Origin of the sequence: Pseudomonas sp. PA-6-3C (assembly GCF_021605825.1) — a bacterium.
In the GTDB taxonomy this organism is placed as follows: Bacteria; Pseudomonadota; Gammaproteobacteria; order Pseudomonadales; family Pseudomonadaceae; genus Aquipseudomonas; species Aquipseudomonas edaphica.
Genome location: NZ_WKDV01000013.1, coordinates 72041 through 87883, shown reverse-complemented (window position 1 = coordinate 87883; position 15843 = coordinate 72041). Strand labels below are relative to the sequence as shown.

Here is a 15843-nt window from a genome sequence, read left to right as displayed (position 1 = left end):
AAAAACAACAATTTCGATGAAGCACTTCGAGGACAACAACAATGATTATTTACGGTGTGGCGTTTCTGGCGCTGTGTACGTTGATCGGCCTGTTTATCGGTGAGTTGCTGGGCAAGTGGATGGGTATTCCGGCCAACGTCGGCGGGGTGGGTATCGCCATGTTGCTGTTGATCGGCCTGGGCAGTTACCTCAGTAAACGTGGGCTGTTTACCGGCAAGTCGGAGCAGGGCGTGAGCTTCTGGGCGGCGGTGTATATCCCTATTGTGGTAGCGATGGCGGCCCAACAAAACGTGTACGGCGCAATCAAGGGCGGGCCGATGGCGATTCTGGCCGGCACGCTCGCTGTAGTGCTGGGTTTTGCCCTGGTACCGGTGTTAGTGCGCATCGGCAACCGCAAGCCTGTTGCGGTTGTTCCCACTAAAGAAGCCGGGTGATCGCCATGTACGAATCCATGATGAAAGTGATCACCGGCTACGGCCTGATCAGTGGTTTTGCCGTGATCGGCTTGACCATGTGGGTGTCCTATTGGATCTCCGACACCTTCACCAAAGGCCGGCTGCACGGTTCGGCCATCGCCATTTTGCTCGGGCTGGTGCTGTCGTATGTGGGCGGCGCGTTTACCGGCGGCGCCAAGGGTGTTGTGGATATTCCGTTGCTGTCGGGCATCGGCTTGCTGGGCGGCGCGATGCTGCGGGACTTTGCCATTGTTGCCACGGCGTTTGGCGTGAGTGTGGATGAACTCAAGCGCGCCGGTTATGTGGGCGTGCTGGCGCTGTTTGTCGGCGTGGGTTCCTCGTTCGTGGCTGGCGTTGGAGTGGCGCTGGCGTTTGGTTATACCGATGCCGTAAGCCTCACCACTATTGGTGCGGGCGCCGTGACCTACATCGTTGGCCCGGTGACGGGCGCGGCGATTGGTGCCAGCTCCGAGGTCATGGCGCTGTCGATTGCCGCAGGGTTGATCAAGGCCATTCTGGTGATGGTGATGACGCCGTTTGTAGCGCCGTTAATCGGGCTGAATAACCCACGCAGTGCGGTGATTTTCGGCGGGCTGATGGGCACGTCCAGCGGCGTGGCCGGTGGTTTGGCAGCGACCGATCCGAAGCTGGTGCCATATGGTTGCCTGACGGCGGCGTTTTACACGGCGCTGGGCTGTCTGCTGGGACCGTCGTTGCTGTTTTTGCTGATGCGCGGGTTGGTGGGCTGACCTGAGCCGGCCTCATCAATGATCGTTCCCACGCTCCGCGTGGGAATGCCTCATGTGACGCTCCGCGTCACGCCTTTAAGAGCAGACGCGGAGCGTCCAGGGCTGCATTACCACGCAGAGCGTGGGAACGATCGGTGTCAGGTTTGGCGGTTGGCATACATCCGACACTCCGCCAGCAACGCCAGCAAGTTCGGATCACGCTCCTTGGCCTTCAAAAACACCACGCCAATATGCTGCTGCAACCGATACCGCGGTTGCAGCGGTATGAGCTTCACGCGGTTCTCATACACCGCTGCAATCCGCCCTGGCAGCAACGCATAACCCACGCCTGAACTGACCATGCTCAGCAGCGTGAAAATGTCATTGACCTGCATCGCCACCTTCGGCTCAAAGCCCGCCTGCTTGAACACCCGATTGCCGTCCTGATGGGTGGCGAAGCCTTGGGTGAGGGTAATGAAAGTAGCGTCGCGCACATCCGCCAAGTCGATTTGCTGCTCACGGTCGAAGGGTGAATCGGCTGGAGTGGCGAGGAAGATGTCGTCGGAAAACAGCGCGATCTGTTCGCAGTCGGGGTCGTTGGCGTGGTCATCGAGGGAGATGAGGATCGCGTCGACTTCCATGTTCTTGAGTTTGTAGAGCAAGTCAAAGTTGGAACCCAGGATCAGGTCGATATTGAGTTCGCTGCGCCTGATTTTAAGGCCCATGATCAATTGCGGCACGGTTTTGACCGTCAGCGAATACAGCGAGCCCAGCTTGAAGCGCTCGGCGGAAAACCCGGCGGCTTCGCGGGTCAGGCGCACGCTGTCGACCACATCGGCGACCAGTTTCTGCGCGCGTTCTTCGAGCACGTAGGCACTTTCCAGCGGCGTGAGGTTGCGCCCTTCGTGTTTGAACAACGGGCAGCGCAGCGCATTTTCCAGCGAGTGAATAGCGCGGTGCACGCTGACGTTGCTGGTTTGCAGCTCGGCAGCGGCGCGGGCCAGGTTGCCGGTGCGCATGAACGCCAGGAAGATTTCCAGTTTCTTGAGGGTGAACTCTTCGTCGATCAGCATGGCCGTGGCTCGGGTTCGAATGCTGTCGATTGTGCCCCTAAAACCCGTTCACTCCCAGCGATGCGCTGCACAGGCCCAGCACCAGGCGGGTGTACCGAAGGGAACAGGTACAGCCCGCGCACGGTCACAATCGCACCCGGCAAGCCATGCAGGTGGCGATATTGGGGCCGGGCCATGGAGATTGCCGTATGTGGGAGCAGGCAAGCTAGCTCCCACAGGACTCAGTGAGTGATCCATCGGCACGGGGTCGTTGGGCAAAGGCAGAAATGCGTGTTACCTGTAACAGTGCCGGTAGCGTCACAATGGTCCTGGCACAACCATGTGGTAACGGTTATTCGAGGTGAGTGACACATGTATCACGGGGAACGATTCAACGCCTGGAGCCATTTGGCCGGGGCGGTCGCCGCGTTTGTCGGCGCAGTGTGGATGTTGGTGGTGGCGAGCCTGGACGGCAGCCCCTGGAAGATCGTCAGCGTGGCGATTTATGGTTTTACCCTGCTGGTGCTGTACAGCGCGTCCACCGTGTACCACAGCGTGCAGGGGCGGCGAAAAGAGATCATGCAGAAGGTTGATCACTTTTCGATCTACCTGCTGATTGCCGGCAGCTACACCCCCTTTTGCCTGGTGACGCTGCGCGGGCCGTGGGGTTGGACGCTGTTTGGAATCGTGTGGGGGCTGGCGGTGATCGGCATTTTGCAGGAGATCAAGCCGCGTTCCGAGGCGCGGATTCTTTCGATTGTGATCTATGCGGTGATGGGCTGGATTGTGCTGGTGGCGGTCAAGCCACTGATTGCCGCGCTGGGCACGGCGGGGTTTATCTGGCTGGCGTCGGGCGGGGTGTTGTACACCGTCGGCATCATCTTTTTTGCCCTGGAGGATCGCCTGCGGCATTCCCATGGGATCTGGCATTTGTTTGTGATCGGCGGCAGTTTGCTGCACTTTGTGGCGATCATGCACTACGTGCTCTGACCTGTGGGAGCTGGCTTTTGTGGGAGCTGGCTTGCCTGCGATAGCGTCGGCACATTCAATACCGCTATCGCAGGCAAGCCAGCTCCCACATTACAAGCGTTCCAGCAGCTCTCGCGCTCGGTTGCCGAAAATGTCCAACAGGTTCGCCAACATATGCGGCGGCGGCTCATCCGCGCGGGTGAGGGCGTACAGGGTGATCGGCAACGGCGGCGTGAGCGGGCGAATGCAGGTGGTCGCCGTTGACGCGCCGAGGGCGGTAAACGGGTCGATCACCGTCAACCCGGCACCTGACTCCACCATCGCCCGGGCCAGGGAATAGGTCTGTACGGCAATGCTCACCCGTGGCGGTGGGTCGACGTTTTCCAGGTAGCTGTCGAGCTTGGCGGCCAACGGGTCGGCACTCGACAGGCCAATCAACGGCGCACCCGCCAGGTCCGCCAATGGCAGGGGCTTGCTCAGCTCGGCATCCGACCAATAACCCTTTGACGCCAGCGCCACCAACACGCCATTGGCCAGCACCTGCGTGGTCAGCCCCGGATGGCCGGAGAAGTTCAGCGTCAGAGCCAGGTCAATCTCACGCATCAACAGCTTCTGCACCAGCTCGCGGCTGTGGTCGCTGGACAGCTCACAGGCAATGTCCGGGTAGTCGCGCTTCCATTCCAGAATGGCCGGCGGCAGCAACGACAGGGCCAGTGCCGGAATCGCACCAATACGCACACTTTGGCCCGGCTTGCGGCGCAAGCTCTTGGCCAGGCGCCGCACGCCTTGCAGGCTTTCGGTGACTTTCTCGACTTCGCTTTCCAGCGCCAGCGCTTCCGGTGTGGGCTGCAGTTTGCCGCGCACCCGTAAAAACAGCGCAAAGCCCAGCTGCAACTCGGCGTGCTGCAGCACCTTGGTTACCGCCGGTTGCGAGACGTGCAACAGCTGCGCGGCGGCGCTGACGGAGCCGGTCTGGCGGATGGCCTGGAAGATTTCGATATGACGCAGGCGCATGGCAAGTCCATAACCTTTGTTTATAGATGACCCATCTTTATTCATTGTCGGCGACCTGTCACCTGGCCCTAGGCTTGGTGCCAGTCAATTCAATAGCGGGTGGCAGCAATGGCCAAGCGGGTTTGCATCATCGGTGGTGGCGTTATCGGCTTGGCAAGCGCCTATGCCCTGGTGCGTGCAGGCCATGAGGTGACAGTGATCGACACGCGGGACAGCCTCGGCAGCGAGACCAGTTTCGCCAATGGCGGGCAACTGTCCTACCGCTATGTCGCGCCGTTGGCCGACAAAGGTGTGCCGCTGCAAGCCATCGGCTGGTTGCTGCGCGGTGATTCGCCGCTGAAGCTGCGCCCGCGTCTCGACCCGCAGCAATGGCGCTGGATGGCGGCCTTTATCGGCGCCTGCCGTGGCTCGGTGAACACGCGCAATGCCGCGCACCTGCTGCGCCTGGCGTCCTTGAGCCAGGCCACGCTGGAGCAATGGCGCGAAGGCGATCGCCTGGAGGGCTTCGATTGGCGCCGCAACGGCAAACTGGTGACGTTTCGTAACGCCGTCTCCTTTGAGCATGCGCGCAGCAAGGTCAGCAATAACGTGCAGCAGCAAGTGTTGTCCGTGGCCGATTGCGCACACTTGGAGCCAGCGTTAATGGGCGCCGACTTTCTCGGTGGCATCTACACGCCGAACGAGGAGGTGGCTGACTGTCACGCCTTCTGCCAACGGCTGGCGGCCCGGCTCGAAGCCTCGGGGCGCTGCAGGTTTTTGCTGGGCCGCGAGGTTACTCGCATACGCCACGCCGACGGCGCGGTGCAGGCCATCGAGTTGGGTGACGAGGTGATGGCGGTGGATCAACTGGTGCTGGCGGCCGGGCATCGCAGCGCGCAATTGGGTTTGCCAGGGTTGTCATTGCCACTGTATCCGCTCAAGGGCTACAGCCTGAACGTGCCGATTGGCGCGCATCACCAGGCGCCGAACGTGAGTGTCACCGACTATGACCGCAAGATCTTGTATGCGCGCATCGGCGAGCAACTGCGGGTCGCGGCCATGGTGGATATCGTCGGCTTTGATGCAGGCCTTGAGCCCAAGCGTCTGGCGCTGATGAAACGCCAGGCCATGGAGACATTCCCAACGGCCGGCGATTACACCCACGCGGTCGAATGGGCCGGCATGCGCCCGGCAACGCCCACCGGCGTGCCGCTGATCGGCGCCAGCGCCTATCGAAACCTGTGGTTGAACCTGGGCCACGGTGCCCTGGGTTTTACCCTGGCCTGCGGCAGCGGGCAATTGCTGGCCGAACTGATCAGCGAGCACGCGCCTTCCATTGATATGCAGGGCCTCACGCCCCGCGCTGCATAATTGGATTCATCACCAGCAACGGAGAATAACAATGAAAAAAATCCTGTTGACCGGCTGCACTCTGGGGCTGCTGTTTGGCGCACAGGTTCAGGCCAATGAAGCCCCGCTGGACGGCACCTTGAGCAAAATCGCGAATGCCAAGTCGATCACCTTGGGGTATCGCGATGCCTCGGTGCCGTTTTCCTACGTGAGCGACAACAGTGGCAAGCCCATGGGCTATTCGGTGGAGTTGGCGAGCAAGATCGTTGAGCGCATCCAGCAGAAAATCGGGGTGGCCAAGCTGAATGTTAAGTACAACCTGGTGACCTCTCAGACCCGTATTCCGCTGGTGCAAAACGGCACCGTCGACCTGGAATGCGGTTCCACCGGTGTCACCGCCGAGCGGCAGAAGCAGGTGGCGTTTTCCTACGGGTTTATCTATGTGAAGGGCCAACTGCTGACCGCCAAGGACAGTGGCATCCAGGGTTTTGAAGACCTCAAGGGCAAGAATGTGGTGACCACGGCCGGCACCACCAATGAACGCTTTCTCAAGCGCTACAACGCCGACCACAAAGCCAATATGTTTGTGATCAGTGCCAAGGACCATGGCGAAGCGTTCAAGATGCTCGAAACCGGTCGCGCAGTGGCGTTCTACATGGATGATGCGTTGCTCTACGGCGAGCGTGCCAAGGCCCGTGACCCGCACCACTGGGTGGTGGTGGGCAAGGAGCAGTCGCGGGAGATCTACAGCTGCATGCTGCGCAAGGACGACCCGCAGTTCCTCGCGGTGGTCAACGAAACGCTCGCCGACCTGTACCGCTCCGGGGAGATCAACGGGATTTACCAGCGTTGGTTTGAACAGCCGATTCCGCCCAAGGGCCTGAACCTGGAGTTTCCGATGACCAGCGAGTTGAAGGCGATTATTGCCAAGCCGGTGAGTGACCCGGTGGAGTGATAGCCGCAATGATCGTTCCCACGCTCCGCGTGGGAATGCAGCCTTGGACGCTCTGCGTCCCAATTTGAGGTCGTGACGCAGAGCGTCACAGGAGGCTTTCCCACGCAGAGCGTGGGAACGATCGGGCGAGGTTAGAAGTCGCCCCAGAGTTGCTGGGCCACGCTCAATGCCACGACTGGCGCGGTTTCGGTGCGCAGCACCCGCGGGCCGAGGCGGGCGGCGTGGAAGCCGGCAGCTTGGGCGGTTGCGACTTCTGCGTCGGTCAACCCACCTTCAGGCCCGATCAGGAACGCCAGGCTCGATGGCTTGGCGTGGCTGACCATCGGCTCGGCCACCGGGTGCAGCACCAGCTTCAAATCCGCCTCGGCTTGCTTCAACCAGTCGGCCAGTAACAGCGGCGGGTGAATCACTGGCACTGTCGAACGCCCGCATTGCTCGCAGGCGCTGATCGCCACTTGGCGCCAGTGCAGCAGGCGTTTGTCGGCGCGTTCGTCCTTCAGGCGTACTTCGCAGCGGTCGCTGAAAATCGGCGTGATTTCATTCACACCCAGTTCGGTGGCTTTCTGGATCGCCCAATCCATGCGCTCGCCCCGGGACAGGCCTTGGCCGAGGTGGATGTGCAGCGGTGATTCGGTCTGGCCCGCAAAGCGTTCCGTGAGTTGCACGGTAACGCGTTTTTTCCCGACTTCCAGCAAGGTGCCGAGGAATTCCTGGCCGGAGCCGTCGAACAGTTGTACGGCGTCGCCTTCACCCATGCGCAATACGCGGCTGATGTAATGCGCCTGGGCTTCGGGCAATTCATGGTCGCCGATGCTGAGCGGGGTGTCGGTGAAAAAGCGGGACAGTCTCATTTCTGTTCTCTGGAAGTGGTGTGCAGAGCGGACGCGGAGCGTGGGAACGATCATACAAAACCTGTGGGAGCCGGGCTTGCCCGCGATGGCGGTGGACCCGACGCCCGATCAGTTGAGTGAACTCAATTAACCCGGATCCCGAAAGCCTGGGTGAAAATCTTTTGGCACCGCAACACTGACAGTGCTGTTGGTGGCGATATCAATCCCTTCGCTGGCGACTTCAGCCAAAAAGTCGATCTGCTCCGGCGTAATCACATACGGCGGCAGGAAATACACCACGCTGCCCAGCGGCCGCAGCAGCGCACCGCGCTCCAGGGCATGCTCGAACACCTTCAAGCCACGGCGTTCCTGCCACGGGTAGGCGGTTTTGGTGGCTTTGTCCTGAACCATCTCGATGGCCAGCACCATGCCGGTCTGGCGCACTTCCGACACGTGCGGGTGGTCCACCAGGTGCGCGGTGGCGGTGGCCATGCGCTGGGCCAGGGCCTTGTTGTTTTCGATGACGTTGTCTTCTTCGAAAATATCCAAAGTCGCCAAGGCTGCCGCGCACGCCAGCGGGTTGCCGGTGTAGCTGTGGGAATGCAGGAAGGCGCGCAACGTCGGGTAGTCGTCGTAGAAGGCGTCGTACACATCGTCGGTGGTGACGACCGCCGCCAATGGCAGGTAACCGCCGGTGAGGGCTTTGGACAAGCACAAAAAGTCCGGGCGGATGCCGGCTTGCTCGCAAGCGAACATGCTGCCGGTGCGGCCGAAGCCGACGGCGATTTCGTCGTGAATCAGGTGCACGCCATATTTGTCGCAGGCTTCACGCAGCAGCTTGAGGTACACCGGGTGGTACATGCGCATGCCGCCGGCGCCCTGGATCAGCGGCTCGACGATCACGGCGGCGACGCTGTCGTGGTTTTCGGCCAGGGTCTGTTCCATGGCCAGGAACATGTTGCGTGAGTGCTCTTCCCAGCTCATGCCCTCGGGGCGCAGGTAGCAATCCGGGCTTGGCACCTTGATGGTGTCGAGCAGCAAGGCTTTATAGGTTTCGGTAAACAACGGCACATCGCCCACGGACATCGCGGCAATAGTTTCGCCGTGGTAGCTGTTGGTCAGGGTGACGAAGCGCTTCTTGTTCGGCAGGCCACGGTTGAGCCAGTAGTGAAAGCTCATCTTCAGCGCGACTTCGATGCACGACGAGCCGTTGTCGGCATAGAAGCAACGGGTCAAACCTTCAGGCGTCATCGCCACCAGGCGTTCGGACAACTCAATCACTGGCTGGTGGCTGAAACCGGCGAGGATCACGTGTTCCAGCTGATCCACCTGGTCCTTGATGCGCTGGTTGATGCGCGGGTTGGCGTGGCCGAACACATTGACCCACCAGGAACTGACGGCATCGAGGTAGCGCTTGCCTTCGAAGTCTTCCAGCCATACGCCTTCGCCACGTTTGATCGGGATCAGCGGCAGTTGCTGGTGGTCTTTCATCTGGGTGCAGGGATGCCACAGCACCGCGAGGTCGCGTTGCATCCACTGGTTATTCAAGCCCATCGGTTATCTCCTCGAAGCGGCCCTGCGCCCGGCGCAGGCGAAACAATCGCGCAAGCCTATGCAATGCCAGGCGGCGTCACAACCCATTACGGATGAATTGGCAGTAAAGGCAGGACGATCTGTCACGTTTATCAGGAATAGTCCTTAATCCATTGTTAACGTACTGTGCATACTCTCTTGATCGTATTTCTCGATATTTCAAAGCGAAATTTTCCGCTTTAATTCGATAGGTAAATCGCTAGTCTTGGGCACAGTTCTTACGGGATTTGGGACATGCAGCTACGTAATTCATCGGCCCGTTATGGCTGGGTCAGCATTGTTTTGCACTGGGGCGTAGCCCTGGTGGTGTTCGGTTTGTTCGCGCTGGGCCTGTGGATGGTCGGCCTCGACTACTACAGCGCCTGGCGCAAAGACGCGCCCGACCTGCACAAGAGCATTGGCATCACGCTGTTCGCCATCATGCTGGTGCGTATCGTCTGGCGCATTGTCAGCCCGCCGCCACCACCGTTGGCCAGCTACAGCCGAATGACGCGTATTGGCGCTGCGTTTGGCCACGCGTTCCTGTATCTCGGGCTGTTTGCCGTGATGATCGCCGGTTACCTGATTTCCACCGCAGACGGTGTCGGTATCCCGGTGTTTGGCCTGTTTGAGATTCCTGCTGTGGTTTCCGGGCTACCGGACCAGGCAGACAACGCCGGCTTGGTGCATTTGTACCTGGCCTGGGTGTTGGTGGTCTTCGCCGGTTTGCATGGCGTGGCCGCGTTTAAACACCACTTTATCGATCGTGATGCGACCCTGACACGAATGCTGGGACGCAAAGCCTGATGTTCAACCTCGACTCACAAGGAATAGAAAGCATGTTGAAAAAGACTCTCGCCGCTCTGGCAATCGGTTCCGCACTGCTGTCCGCAGGTTCGGCGATGGCCGCTGATTATGTTGTCGACAAGGAAGGCCAGCACGCCTTCGTTGACTTCAAAATCAGCCACTTGGGCTATAGCTTCATCACCGGTACTTTCAAGGATCTGGACGGCAAGTTCAGCTTTGACGCCGCCAAGCCTGAAGACAGCAAAATCGAGTTCAACGTCCGTACCGCCAGCGTGTTCACTAACCACGCCGAACGTGACAAGCACATTGCCAGCAAAGACTTCCTGGACGTTGGCAAGTTTGCCGATGCCAAGTTCGTCTCCACCAGTGTCAAAACCACCGGTAAAAATGCTGCAGGCCAAGTTACTGCCGACGTGACTGGCGACCTGACCTTTCATGGCGTGACCAAGCCGATCGTGGTCAAAGCCACTTTCCTGGGCGAAGGCAAGGATCCATGGGGCGGCTACCGTGCCGGTTTTGAAGGCACTACCAGCTTCAACCGTCAGGACTTCGGCAAGCAGATGGACCTGGGCCCAGCGTCCAACACTGTTGAGCTGTACGTGACTTTTGAAGGCGTAAAAGCGAAGTAATTATTTCGCTGTTTCAAACGCCAAGCGCCGACCTCAGGGTCGGCGTTTTGCTGTGCGCTGTTCAAAGGCTTTCTTGATACGTCGTCACTTGGCCCTTGAGCCAAGTGTGCAACAAGGTCAACTGCGCCGACGGTTTGCTGCCCGCAGGCCAGACTATGTAATAGCGTGAGGTGTGCGCCGGTTCAATGTCGGTGAGCCGGACCAGCTCCCCGCGTTGAATCAGTGCATGGGCAATCGAGCGGCGTGTCAGCGCGACGCCGTGCCCGAGCCGCACGGCTTCGAGCATCAACGTGGAATCGGTGAACTCCAGCGGCGCTTGCGGACGTTGCCCCTCGATACCTGCGGCGCCCAGCCAGATCGGCCAGCTCTCACTGGCGTGCAGCAATGGCTGCTCAAGGACGGCTTGCGCCGTGTCCGGCAGCACGCCGTGGTTGAAGTCGCGCGCGGCGACCACCAGCAATGAGTCACCCATCAGCGTTTCGCAATGCACATCCGGCCACTGGCCATGACCGAAGCGAATCGCGCAATCAAGCGGGCCTTGCTCGAAGCTGGCGAACTCCATGCTCGACTCCAGCCGCAAGTGCAGCTCGGGGTGAGCCGCCCTGAAATCATGCAGGCGCGGCAACAACCAATGCATGGCGTAGGAAGGCAGCACCGAAGCGGTCAGCTGTGGGTGCCTGGTTTTTGCCATCAGTTTTTCGGTGATCCCGGCGATCTCGCCCAGCCCCTGCCTGATCTGGTAGGCATACACGCGGCCTTCATCCGTCAGCATCAGCGTGCGCTTGTTGCGCATGACCAAAGCGAGGCCCAGGTACTCTTCAAGGGCGCGAATCTGATGGCTGACGGCACTGTGGGTCACGTGCAGTTCGAGGGCGGCCAGGTTCACTTTGCCCAGTCGGGCCAAGGCCTCGAAAGCACGCAGCGCGGCAAGGGGAGGCAGTTTCAAAGTGTGAATTCCTTTCACAGAAAAGCCTAATAATAGCCGCTATACGTGAAATGAGTGGACTATCAATAATGGCGGCAAGTTATTTATTCAAATAACACCGTGTTGAAACTGTCGGGAGTTGTGCGCCATGATTGATGAGATTCAAGCGTTTCTGAACGATTACTTTAGTGTGTTGCAAACTCAGGATTTGAATACGTTCGATCAAGTCTTTCATCGTGGCTGCGTGTTATACAGCGCACAGAACTCGACCGTGGTCGTGCGGCCGTTCGAGGAATACCGGACCATGGTTCAAGGCCGAAAGTCGCCGCAGGAAGGCGGTTTTCCGCAGCTTGATGAGGTATTGATGATTGACGTGATGTCGCCGGAAATGGCCATCGTCAAAGTGCGCTTGCGCTTGTTCAATAACGTGATGGTTGATTATTTGAACCTGATGAAAGTTGACGGTCGCTGGATGATCTTTGCCAAGCTTTTTCATAAGGCCGGTGAAGTGGCTGATCAATAAGCTAACGCCTGGATGCAAAAACGCCCCGATTAATCGGGGCGTTTTTGTTAGCGTCGAAAACTCAGCGGTTGCGGGTCAGCAGCGCTGGTTTTTCACCACGAGGGCGGCCTGGCAGTTGATCCAGCTGCTCAGGTGTCGGGAAGCGATCCGCTTTCGACTCCTTGTGGATGATCTTCGGCGCCGGACCACCGCGCGGGTTCTGCACGGCGGGTTCCGACAAGCGTGGCTGGTCGTCACGAGCCGGACGGCGGTTGTTACTGCGCGAGTCTTCACGACGGGCCTGGCCGTCACGGGGGGCGCCATTACGCGGGCCGTTGCGCTTGGCAGGTGGCGTACCGGTGGTACCGCCGCTGCTGTTGCGCGGGCCATTTTGACGACCGCCCTGTGGCTGGCCGCCACGTGGAGCACCCGTGCCTGCGCCCGCACCTTGTGCCGGGGCACCAGGACGGCGGCCACGGCCCTGGGCCGGCTTGGCCTGAGGCACGTAGTCAACGCGGTTACCGAAGTTATCCACATCGTCGTCGAGGAACTCGTCCGGGGCGCGGTCGGCAGCGGCACGTGGCGGCTGGCTCGGCTGGCGCTGTTCGCGGGCCGGGGTGCCTTCACGGGGCTTCTGCTCACGGGCTGGGCGTTCGCCACGGCCGTTGGTAGGCGCTTTTTCCTTGCCGCCTTTGTCTTTGCCCTTGTCGCGACGGCCACCGCCACCACCGCCGCCGTTCGGGCCATCGCCCTTCGGACCGCGTGGGTTGCGTGGGTTACGCACGTCCGGACGCTCGCGCGCTTCAGGCTTTTCGGCCTCCACGGCGCTGGAGTCGAAGCCCATCAGGTCGCCGTCGGCGATTTTCTGCTTGGTCATGCGCTCGATGCTTTTCAGCAGCTTTTCTTCGTCCGGAGCGACCAGGGAAATGGCCTCGCCCGAACGACCGGCACGGCCGGTACGGCCGATACGGTGCACGTAATCTTCATCGACGTTCGGCAGCTCGAAGTTGACCACGTGTGGCAATTGGTCGATATCCAGGCCGCGCGCGGCGATATCGGTGGCGACCAGGATGCGCACAGTGCCGGCCTTGAAATCGGCCAGGGCTTTGGTGCGCGCGTTCTGGCTCTTGTTACCGTGAATGGCGACGGCGGTGAGGCCGTGCTTGTCCAGGTACTCGGCCAGGCGGTTGGCGCCGTGCTTGGTGCGGGTAAACACCAGCACCTGCTCCCACGCGCCGTGGGTGATCAGGTGCGCCAGCAGGGAACGCTTGTGGCTGGCGGCCAGGCGGAATACGCGTTGCTCGATACGCTCGACCGTGGTGTTCGGCGGCGTGACTTCGATGCGTTCCGGGTTGTGCAGCAGCTTGCCGGCCAGGGCGGTGATGTCTTGGGAGAACGTTGCCGAGAACAGCAGGTTCTGACGTTTGGCCGGCAGGCGGGCGAGGACCTTTTTCACGTCATGGACAAAGCCCATGTCGAGCATGCGGTCGGCTTCATCCAGCACGAGGATTTCCACGTGGGACAAATCGACGCTGCCTTGGCCGCACAGGTCGAGCAAACGACCCGGGCAGGCTACCAGCACGTCAACACCACGAGACATGGCCTGAACTTGTGGGTTCATGCCGACGCCGCCGAAGATGCAGGCGCTGACGAACTTCAAGTCGCGGGCGTACAGCTTGAAACTGTCGTGCACTTGGGCGGCGAGTTCGCGGGTTGGGGTCAGGACCAGTACGCGCGGTTGGCGCGGGCCGTGACGCTGGGATTTGTCCGGGTGACCGTTGGGGAACAACCGCTCCAGAATCGGGAGGGCGAAACCACCGGTTTTACCAGTACCTGTCTGCGCCGCAACCATCAGGTCGCGACCTTGCAACACGGCGGGAATGGCCCGCTGTTGCACCGGAGTAGGCTCGGTATAGCCCGCTGCCTCGATGGCGCGGACTAAAGCCTCGGAGAGACCGAGGGAAGCAAAGGACATGAGTAATCCTGTTTTAGTTAGGGCTTGGCCCAAAGGGATAATCTTGCCGGGCGTGAATGGCGCTTAGGGGAGCGCAACCCCGTCCGGTCCTGCTGCGTCTGGCGGGCACTCCACCGGCTCGCGCGGGCTGAAAGCTGCGCAGTAGCTGGGTTAGGTGCCTTTTTCAAGACCTCAGCGGCCGGGCGTGAGCCTGGCGGAAAGGCCGGAGTATAACAGAGCAATCACGGCGCGCCGCTTTCCTGCTGCTCAACGGTGTGTTCAGGGGCTGTATTGGCTTGGATTCCGCCATATTTGGCGCTTAAGGCTGCGTAGGCAGGCTCTTGCTTGAAGCGCTTGAGCTCGGCGGCGAAGCGTTGCACCAGCAGGTCCATGCCGGCGCCACGGCGCACGGCTAAAAATTGCGGCTGGCGGCTGACCACCAGCGGCGCCTGGCTGACCTTGCCTTCCAGGCCCATGGCCTTGATCACATGCTGGCCGACTCGACGGTCCGTAATCACCAGGTCAATGCGGCCCAGCGACAGTTTGCCGAAGTTGGCCTCATGGCTGGGCGCCGGCTCGCGGTCGAACAGGCTGGATTCGCTGAAGGCCTCGCCATACAGATAACCCGGCGACGTGCCGACCGTCAGCCCGCGCAGGTCATCCAGGGTATGGGCCGGATGAGGGCGGTCGTTGGCATAGAACAGCACGAACTCGACAGCCGACAACGGTTCGCTGGGGTAAAGCAGCAAAGCATCGCGCTCATGGCTGTGGAAAATATCCAGTGCGCCATCGGCGTGGCCCTGGTCCAGCATGGCCAGGCAACGTTTCCAGGGCAGGAATTGCCACTCCACCTCCACCCCCAGGCGTTGGAACACGATCATCGTGGTTTCGTAATCCAGGCCGCGCATGCTGCCGTTGTCGTCGTACACATAAGGTGCCCAAGGCTCGGTGACAACGCGCAATTTCTCGCCGTAAGCGGTGAAGCTCAGGCAAGCAAAAAGCACAGCGGTCAACAGCTTGAGAATGACGGGCATCCCCTGAGGTTACGATGCTCCTGCGCTAAAGAGAAGCTCTGGCACACGCATTCGCGGGCAAGTTGATATGGCGCATTAAAAGCAAAAGGCCCTCGTATAAACGAGGGCCTTGGCATTACCAAACAAGCCTTAGCGTGGCAGCTTGAGGTTATTCCAGATAGCCAGGCTGGGTTCAGTCTGGTTCAGGGTGTAGAAGTGCAACCCTGGTGCGCCACCTTGCAGCAATTGTTCACACATCTGCGTGATCACCTGCTCGCCGAACGCCTGGATGCTCTTGACGTCATCGCCATAAGCTTCCAGTTGCTTGCGCACCCAGCGTGGGATTTCAGCACCGCAGGCGTCGGAGAAACGCGCCAGCTTGCTGTAGTTGGTGATCGGCATGATGCCCGGCACGATAGGGATATTCACACCCATGGCCCGTACACGCTCGACAAAGTAGAAGTAGCTGTCGGCGTTGAAGAAGTACTGGGTGATCGCACTGTCGGCACCGGCATTGGCCTTGCGTACGAAGTTCTGCAAATCGTCTTCGAAATTACGCGCCTGTGGGTGCATCTCCGGGTAAGCCGCCACTTCGATATGGAAGTGATCGCCGCTTTCTTCACGGATGAAGCTCACCAGGTCATTGGCGTAGCGCAGCTCGCCGCTGGCCATGCCCATGCCGGACGGCAGGTCGCCACGCAGGGCGACGATGCGCTTGATGCCGGCTTGTTTGTATTGGGTCAGCAGGCTGCGCAGGTCGGCCTTGCTGTCGCCCACGCACGATAAGTGCGGAGCGGCGGGAACTTTGATTTCGCTTTCGAGCTGCAGCACGGTGTTGATCGTGCGGTCACGGGTCGAGCCGCCGGCGCCGTAGGTGCAGGAGAAGAAGTCGGGGTTGTAGCTGGCCAACTGCTTGGCAGTCGCCATCAGTTTTTCATGCCCAGCATCGGTCTTGGTCGGGAAAAACTCGAAGCTGTAGCGACGGTCTTGGGACATGGTCGTACCTATGGAAACTCAGAATACCGGTGTGGGAGCGGGCTTGCCCGCGATGCAGGCACCTCGGTTTTTCAGCAATACCGAGGCGATGCTATCGCAGCGGTGCGGCGATC

16 protein-coding genes are annotated in these 15843 nt (G+C 60.3%); 8 read left to right on the top strand and 8 right to left on the bottom strand.

Features of this window, described 5'->3' with window-relative positions; all coding sequences use genetic code 11:
• Nucleotides 1–41 precede the first annotated feature (41 nt).
• Both madL and madM read left to right on the top strand, forming a co-directional pair.
• On the top strand, nt 42–434 hold the full coding sequence (madL, locus tag GIW48_RS11435) for a malonate transporter subunit MadL (protein ID WP_017139428.1): 393 nt from the start codon (nt 42–44) through the stop codon (nt 432–434).
• A gap of 5 nt (nt 435–439) precedes the next feature.
• Complete coding sequence (gene madM, locus GIW48_RS11430) at nt 440–1204, top strand: malonate transporter subunit MadM (RefSeq protein ID WP_026013868.1); 765 nt, start codon at nt 440–442, stop codon at nt 1202–1204.
• Between the two features lie 137 nt (nt 1205–1341).
• On the opposite strand, the gene GIW48_RS11425 is transcribed toward madM, so the two are convergent.
• Entirely contained in the window at nt 1342–2256 is a 915-nt protein-coding gene (locus tag GIW48_RS11425) for a LysR family transcriptional regulator (RefSeq protein WP_017139426.1), read from the bottom strand.
• A gap of 351 nt (nt 2257–2607) precedes the next feature.
• Here GIW48_RS11425 and trhA point away from each other — a divergent pair, with 351 nt between their 5' ends.
• On the top strand, nt 2608–3225 hold the full coding sequence (trhA, locus tag GIW48_RS11420; protein ID WP_017139425.1) for a PAQR family membrane homeostasis protein TrhA: 618 nt from the start codon (nt 2608–2610) through the stop codon (nt 3223–3225).
• 90 nt (nt 3226–3315) lie between these two features.
• On the opposite strand, the gene GIW48_RS11415 is transcribed toward trhA, so the two are convergent.
• Entirely contained in the window at nt 3316–4218 is a 903-nt protein-coding gene (locus GIW48_RS11415) for a LysR family transcriptional regulator (protein WP_236460525.1), read from the bottom strand.
• A 108-nt stretch (nt 4219–4326) separates the two neighbouring features.
• Between GIW48_RS11415 and GIW48_RS11410 the strand changes: the two genes are divergently transcribed.
• Together GIW48_RS11410 and GIW48_RS11405 are read left to right on the top strand one after the other, a co-directional pair.
• A complete protein-coding gene (locus GIW48_RS11410; RefSeq protein WP_236460526.1) occupies nt 4327–5568 on the top strand; it encodes a D-amino acid dehydrogenase in 1242 nt (413 codons plus the stop codon).
• A 31-nt stretch (nt 5569–5599) separates the two neighbouring features.
• The gene (locus GIW48_RS11405) at nt 5600–6502 is read left to right on the top strand and encodes a transporter substrate-binding domain-containing protein (protein WP_236446073.1); all 903 of its coding nucleotides are present in this window, start codon (nt 5600–5602) and stop codon (nt 6500–6502) included.
• Nucleotides 6503–6633: 131 nt separating this feature from the next.
• Here GIW48_RS11405 and GIW48_RS11400 read toward each other — a convergent pair whose 3' ends face one another.
• Nucleotides 6634–7353, bottom strand: coding sequence for a 16S rRNA (uracil(1498)-N(3))-methyltransferase (locus GIW48_RS11400; RefSeq protein WP_017139421.1), 720 nt, complete (start codon nt 7351–7353; stop codon nt 6634–6636).
• 126 nt (nt 7354–7479) lie between these two features.
• A complete protein-coding gene (locus GIW48_RS11395) occupies nt 7480–8886 on the bottom strand; it encodes an adenosylmethionine--8-amino-7-oxononanoate transaminase (protein WP_236460527.1) in 1407 nt (468 codons plus the stop codon).
• Nucleotides 8887–9159: 273 nt separating this feature from the next.
• Here GIW48_RS11395 and GIW48_RS11390 point away from each other — a divergent pair, with 273 nt between their 5' ends.
• Together GIW48_RS11390 and GIW48_RS11385 are read left to right on the top strand one after the other, a co-directional pair.
• Entirely contained in the window at nt 9160–9711 is a 552-nt protein-coding gene (locus GIW48_RS11390; RefSeq protein ID WP_017139419.1) for a cytochrome b, read from the top strand.
• Nucleotides 9712–9743: 32 nt separating this feature from the next.
• Entirely contained in the window at nt 9744–10340 is a 597-nt protein-coding gene (locus GIW48_RS11385; RefSeq protein ID WP_026013867.1) for a YceI family protein, read from the top strand.
• Nucleotides 10341–10401: 61 nt separating this feature from the next.
• On the opposite strand, the gene GIW48_RS11380 is transcribed toward GIW48_RS11385, so the two are convergent.
• Complete coding sequence (locus tag GIW48_RS11380; protein WP_099550356.1) at nt 10402–11286, bottom strand: LysR substrate-binding domain-containing protein; 885 nt, start codon at nt 11284–11286, stop codon at nt 10402–10404.
• 127 nt (nt 11287–11413) lie between these two features.
• On the opposite strand from GIW48_RS11380, the gene GIW48_RS11375 reads away from it, so the two are divergent.
• On the top strand, nt 11414–11788 hold the full coding sequence (locus tag GIW48_RS11375; protein WP_017139416.1) for a nuclear transport factor 2 family protein: 375 nt from the start codon (nt 11414–11416) through the stop codon (nt 11786–11788).
• 61 nt (nt 11789–11849) lie between these two features.
• Here the strand turns inward: GIW48_RS11375 and GIW48_RS11370 are convergent, their stop codons facing one another.
• From GIW48_RS11370 to metF, 3 genes are all read right to left on the bottom strand, one after another.
• Nucleotides 11850–13742, bottom strand: a complete 1893-nt coding sequence (locus GIW48_RS11370; RefSeq protein WP_017139415.1) for a DEAD/DEAH box helicase — start codon at nt 13740–13742, stop codon at nt 11850–11852.
• A 221-nt stretch (nt 13743–13963) separates the two neighbouring features.
• The gene (locus GIW48_RS11365; RefSeq protein ID WP_236460528.1) at nt 13964–14755 is read right to left on the bottom strand and encodes a substrate-binding periplasmic protein; all 792 of its coding nucleotides are present in this window, start codon (nt 14753–14755) and stop codon (nt 13964–13966) included.
• Between the two features lie 129 nt (nt 14756–14884).
• A complete protein-coding gene (gene metF, locus GIW48_RS11360; RefSeq protein WP_169987548.1) occupies nt 14885–15730 on the bottom strand; it encodes a methylenetetrahydrofolate reductase [NAD(P)H] in 846 nt (281 codons plus the stop codon).
• Nucleotides 15731–15843 lie beyond the last annotated feature (113 nt).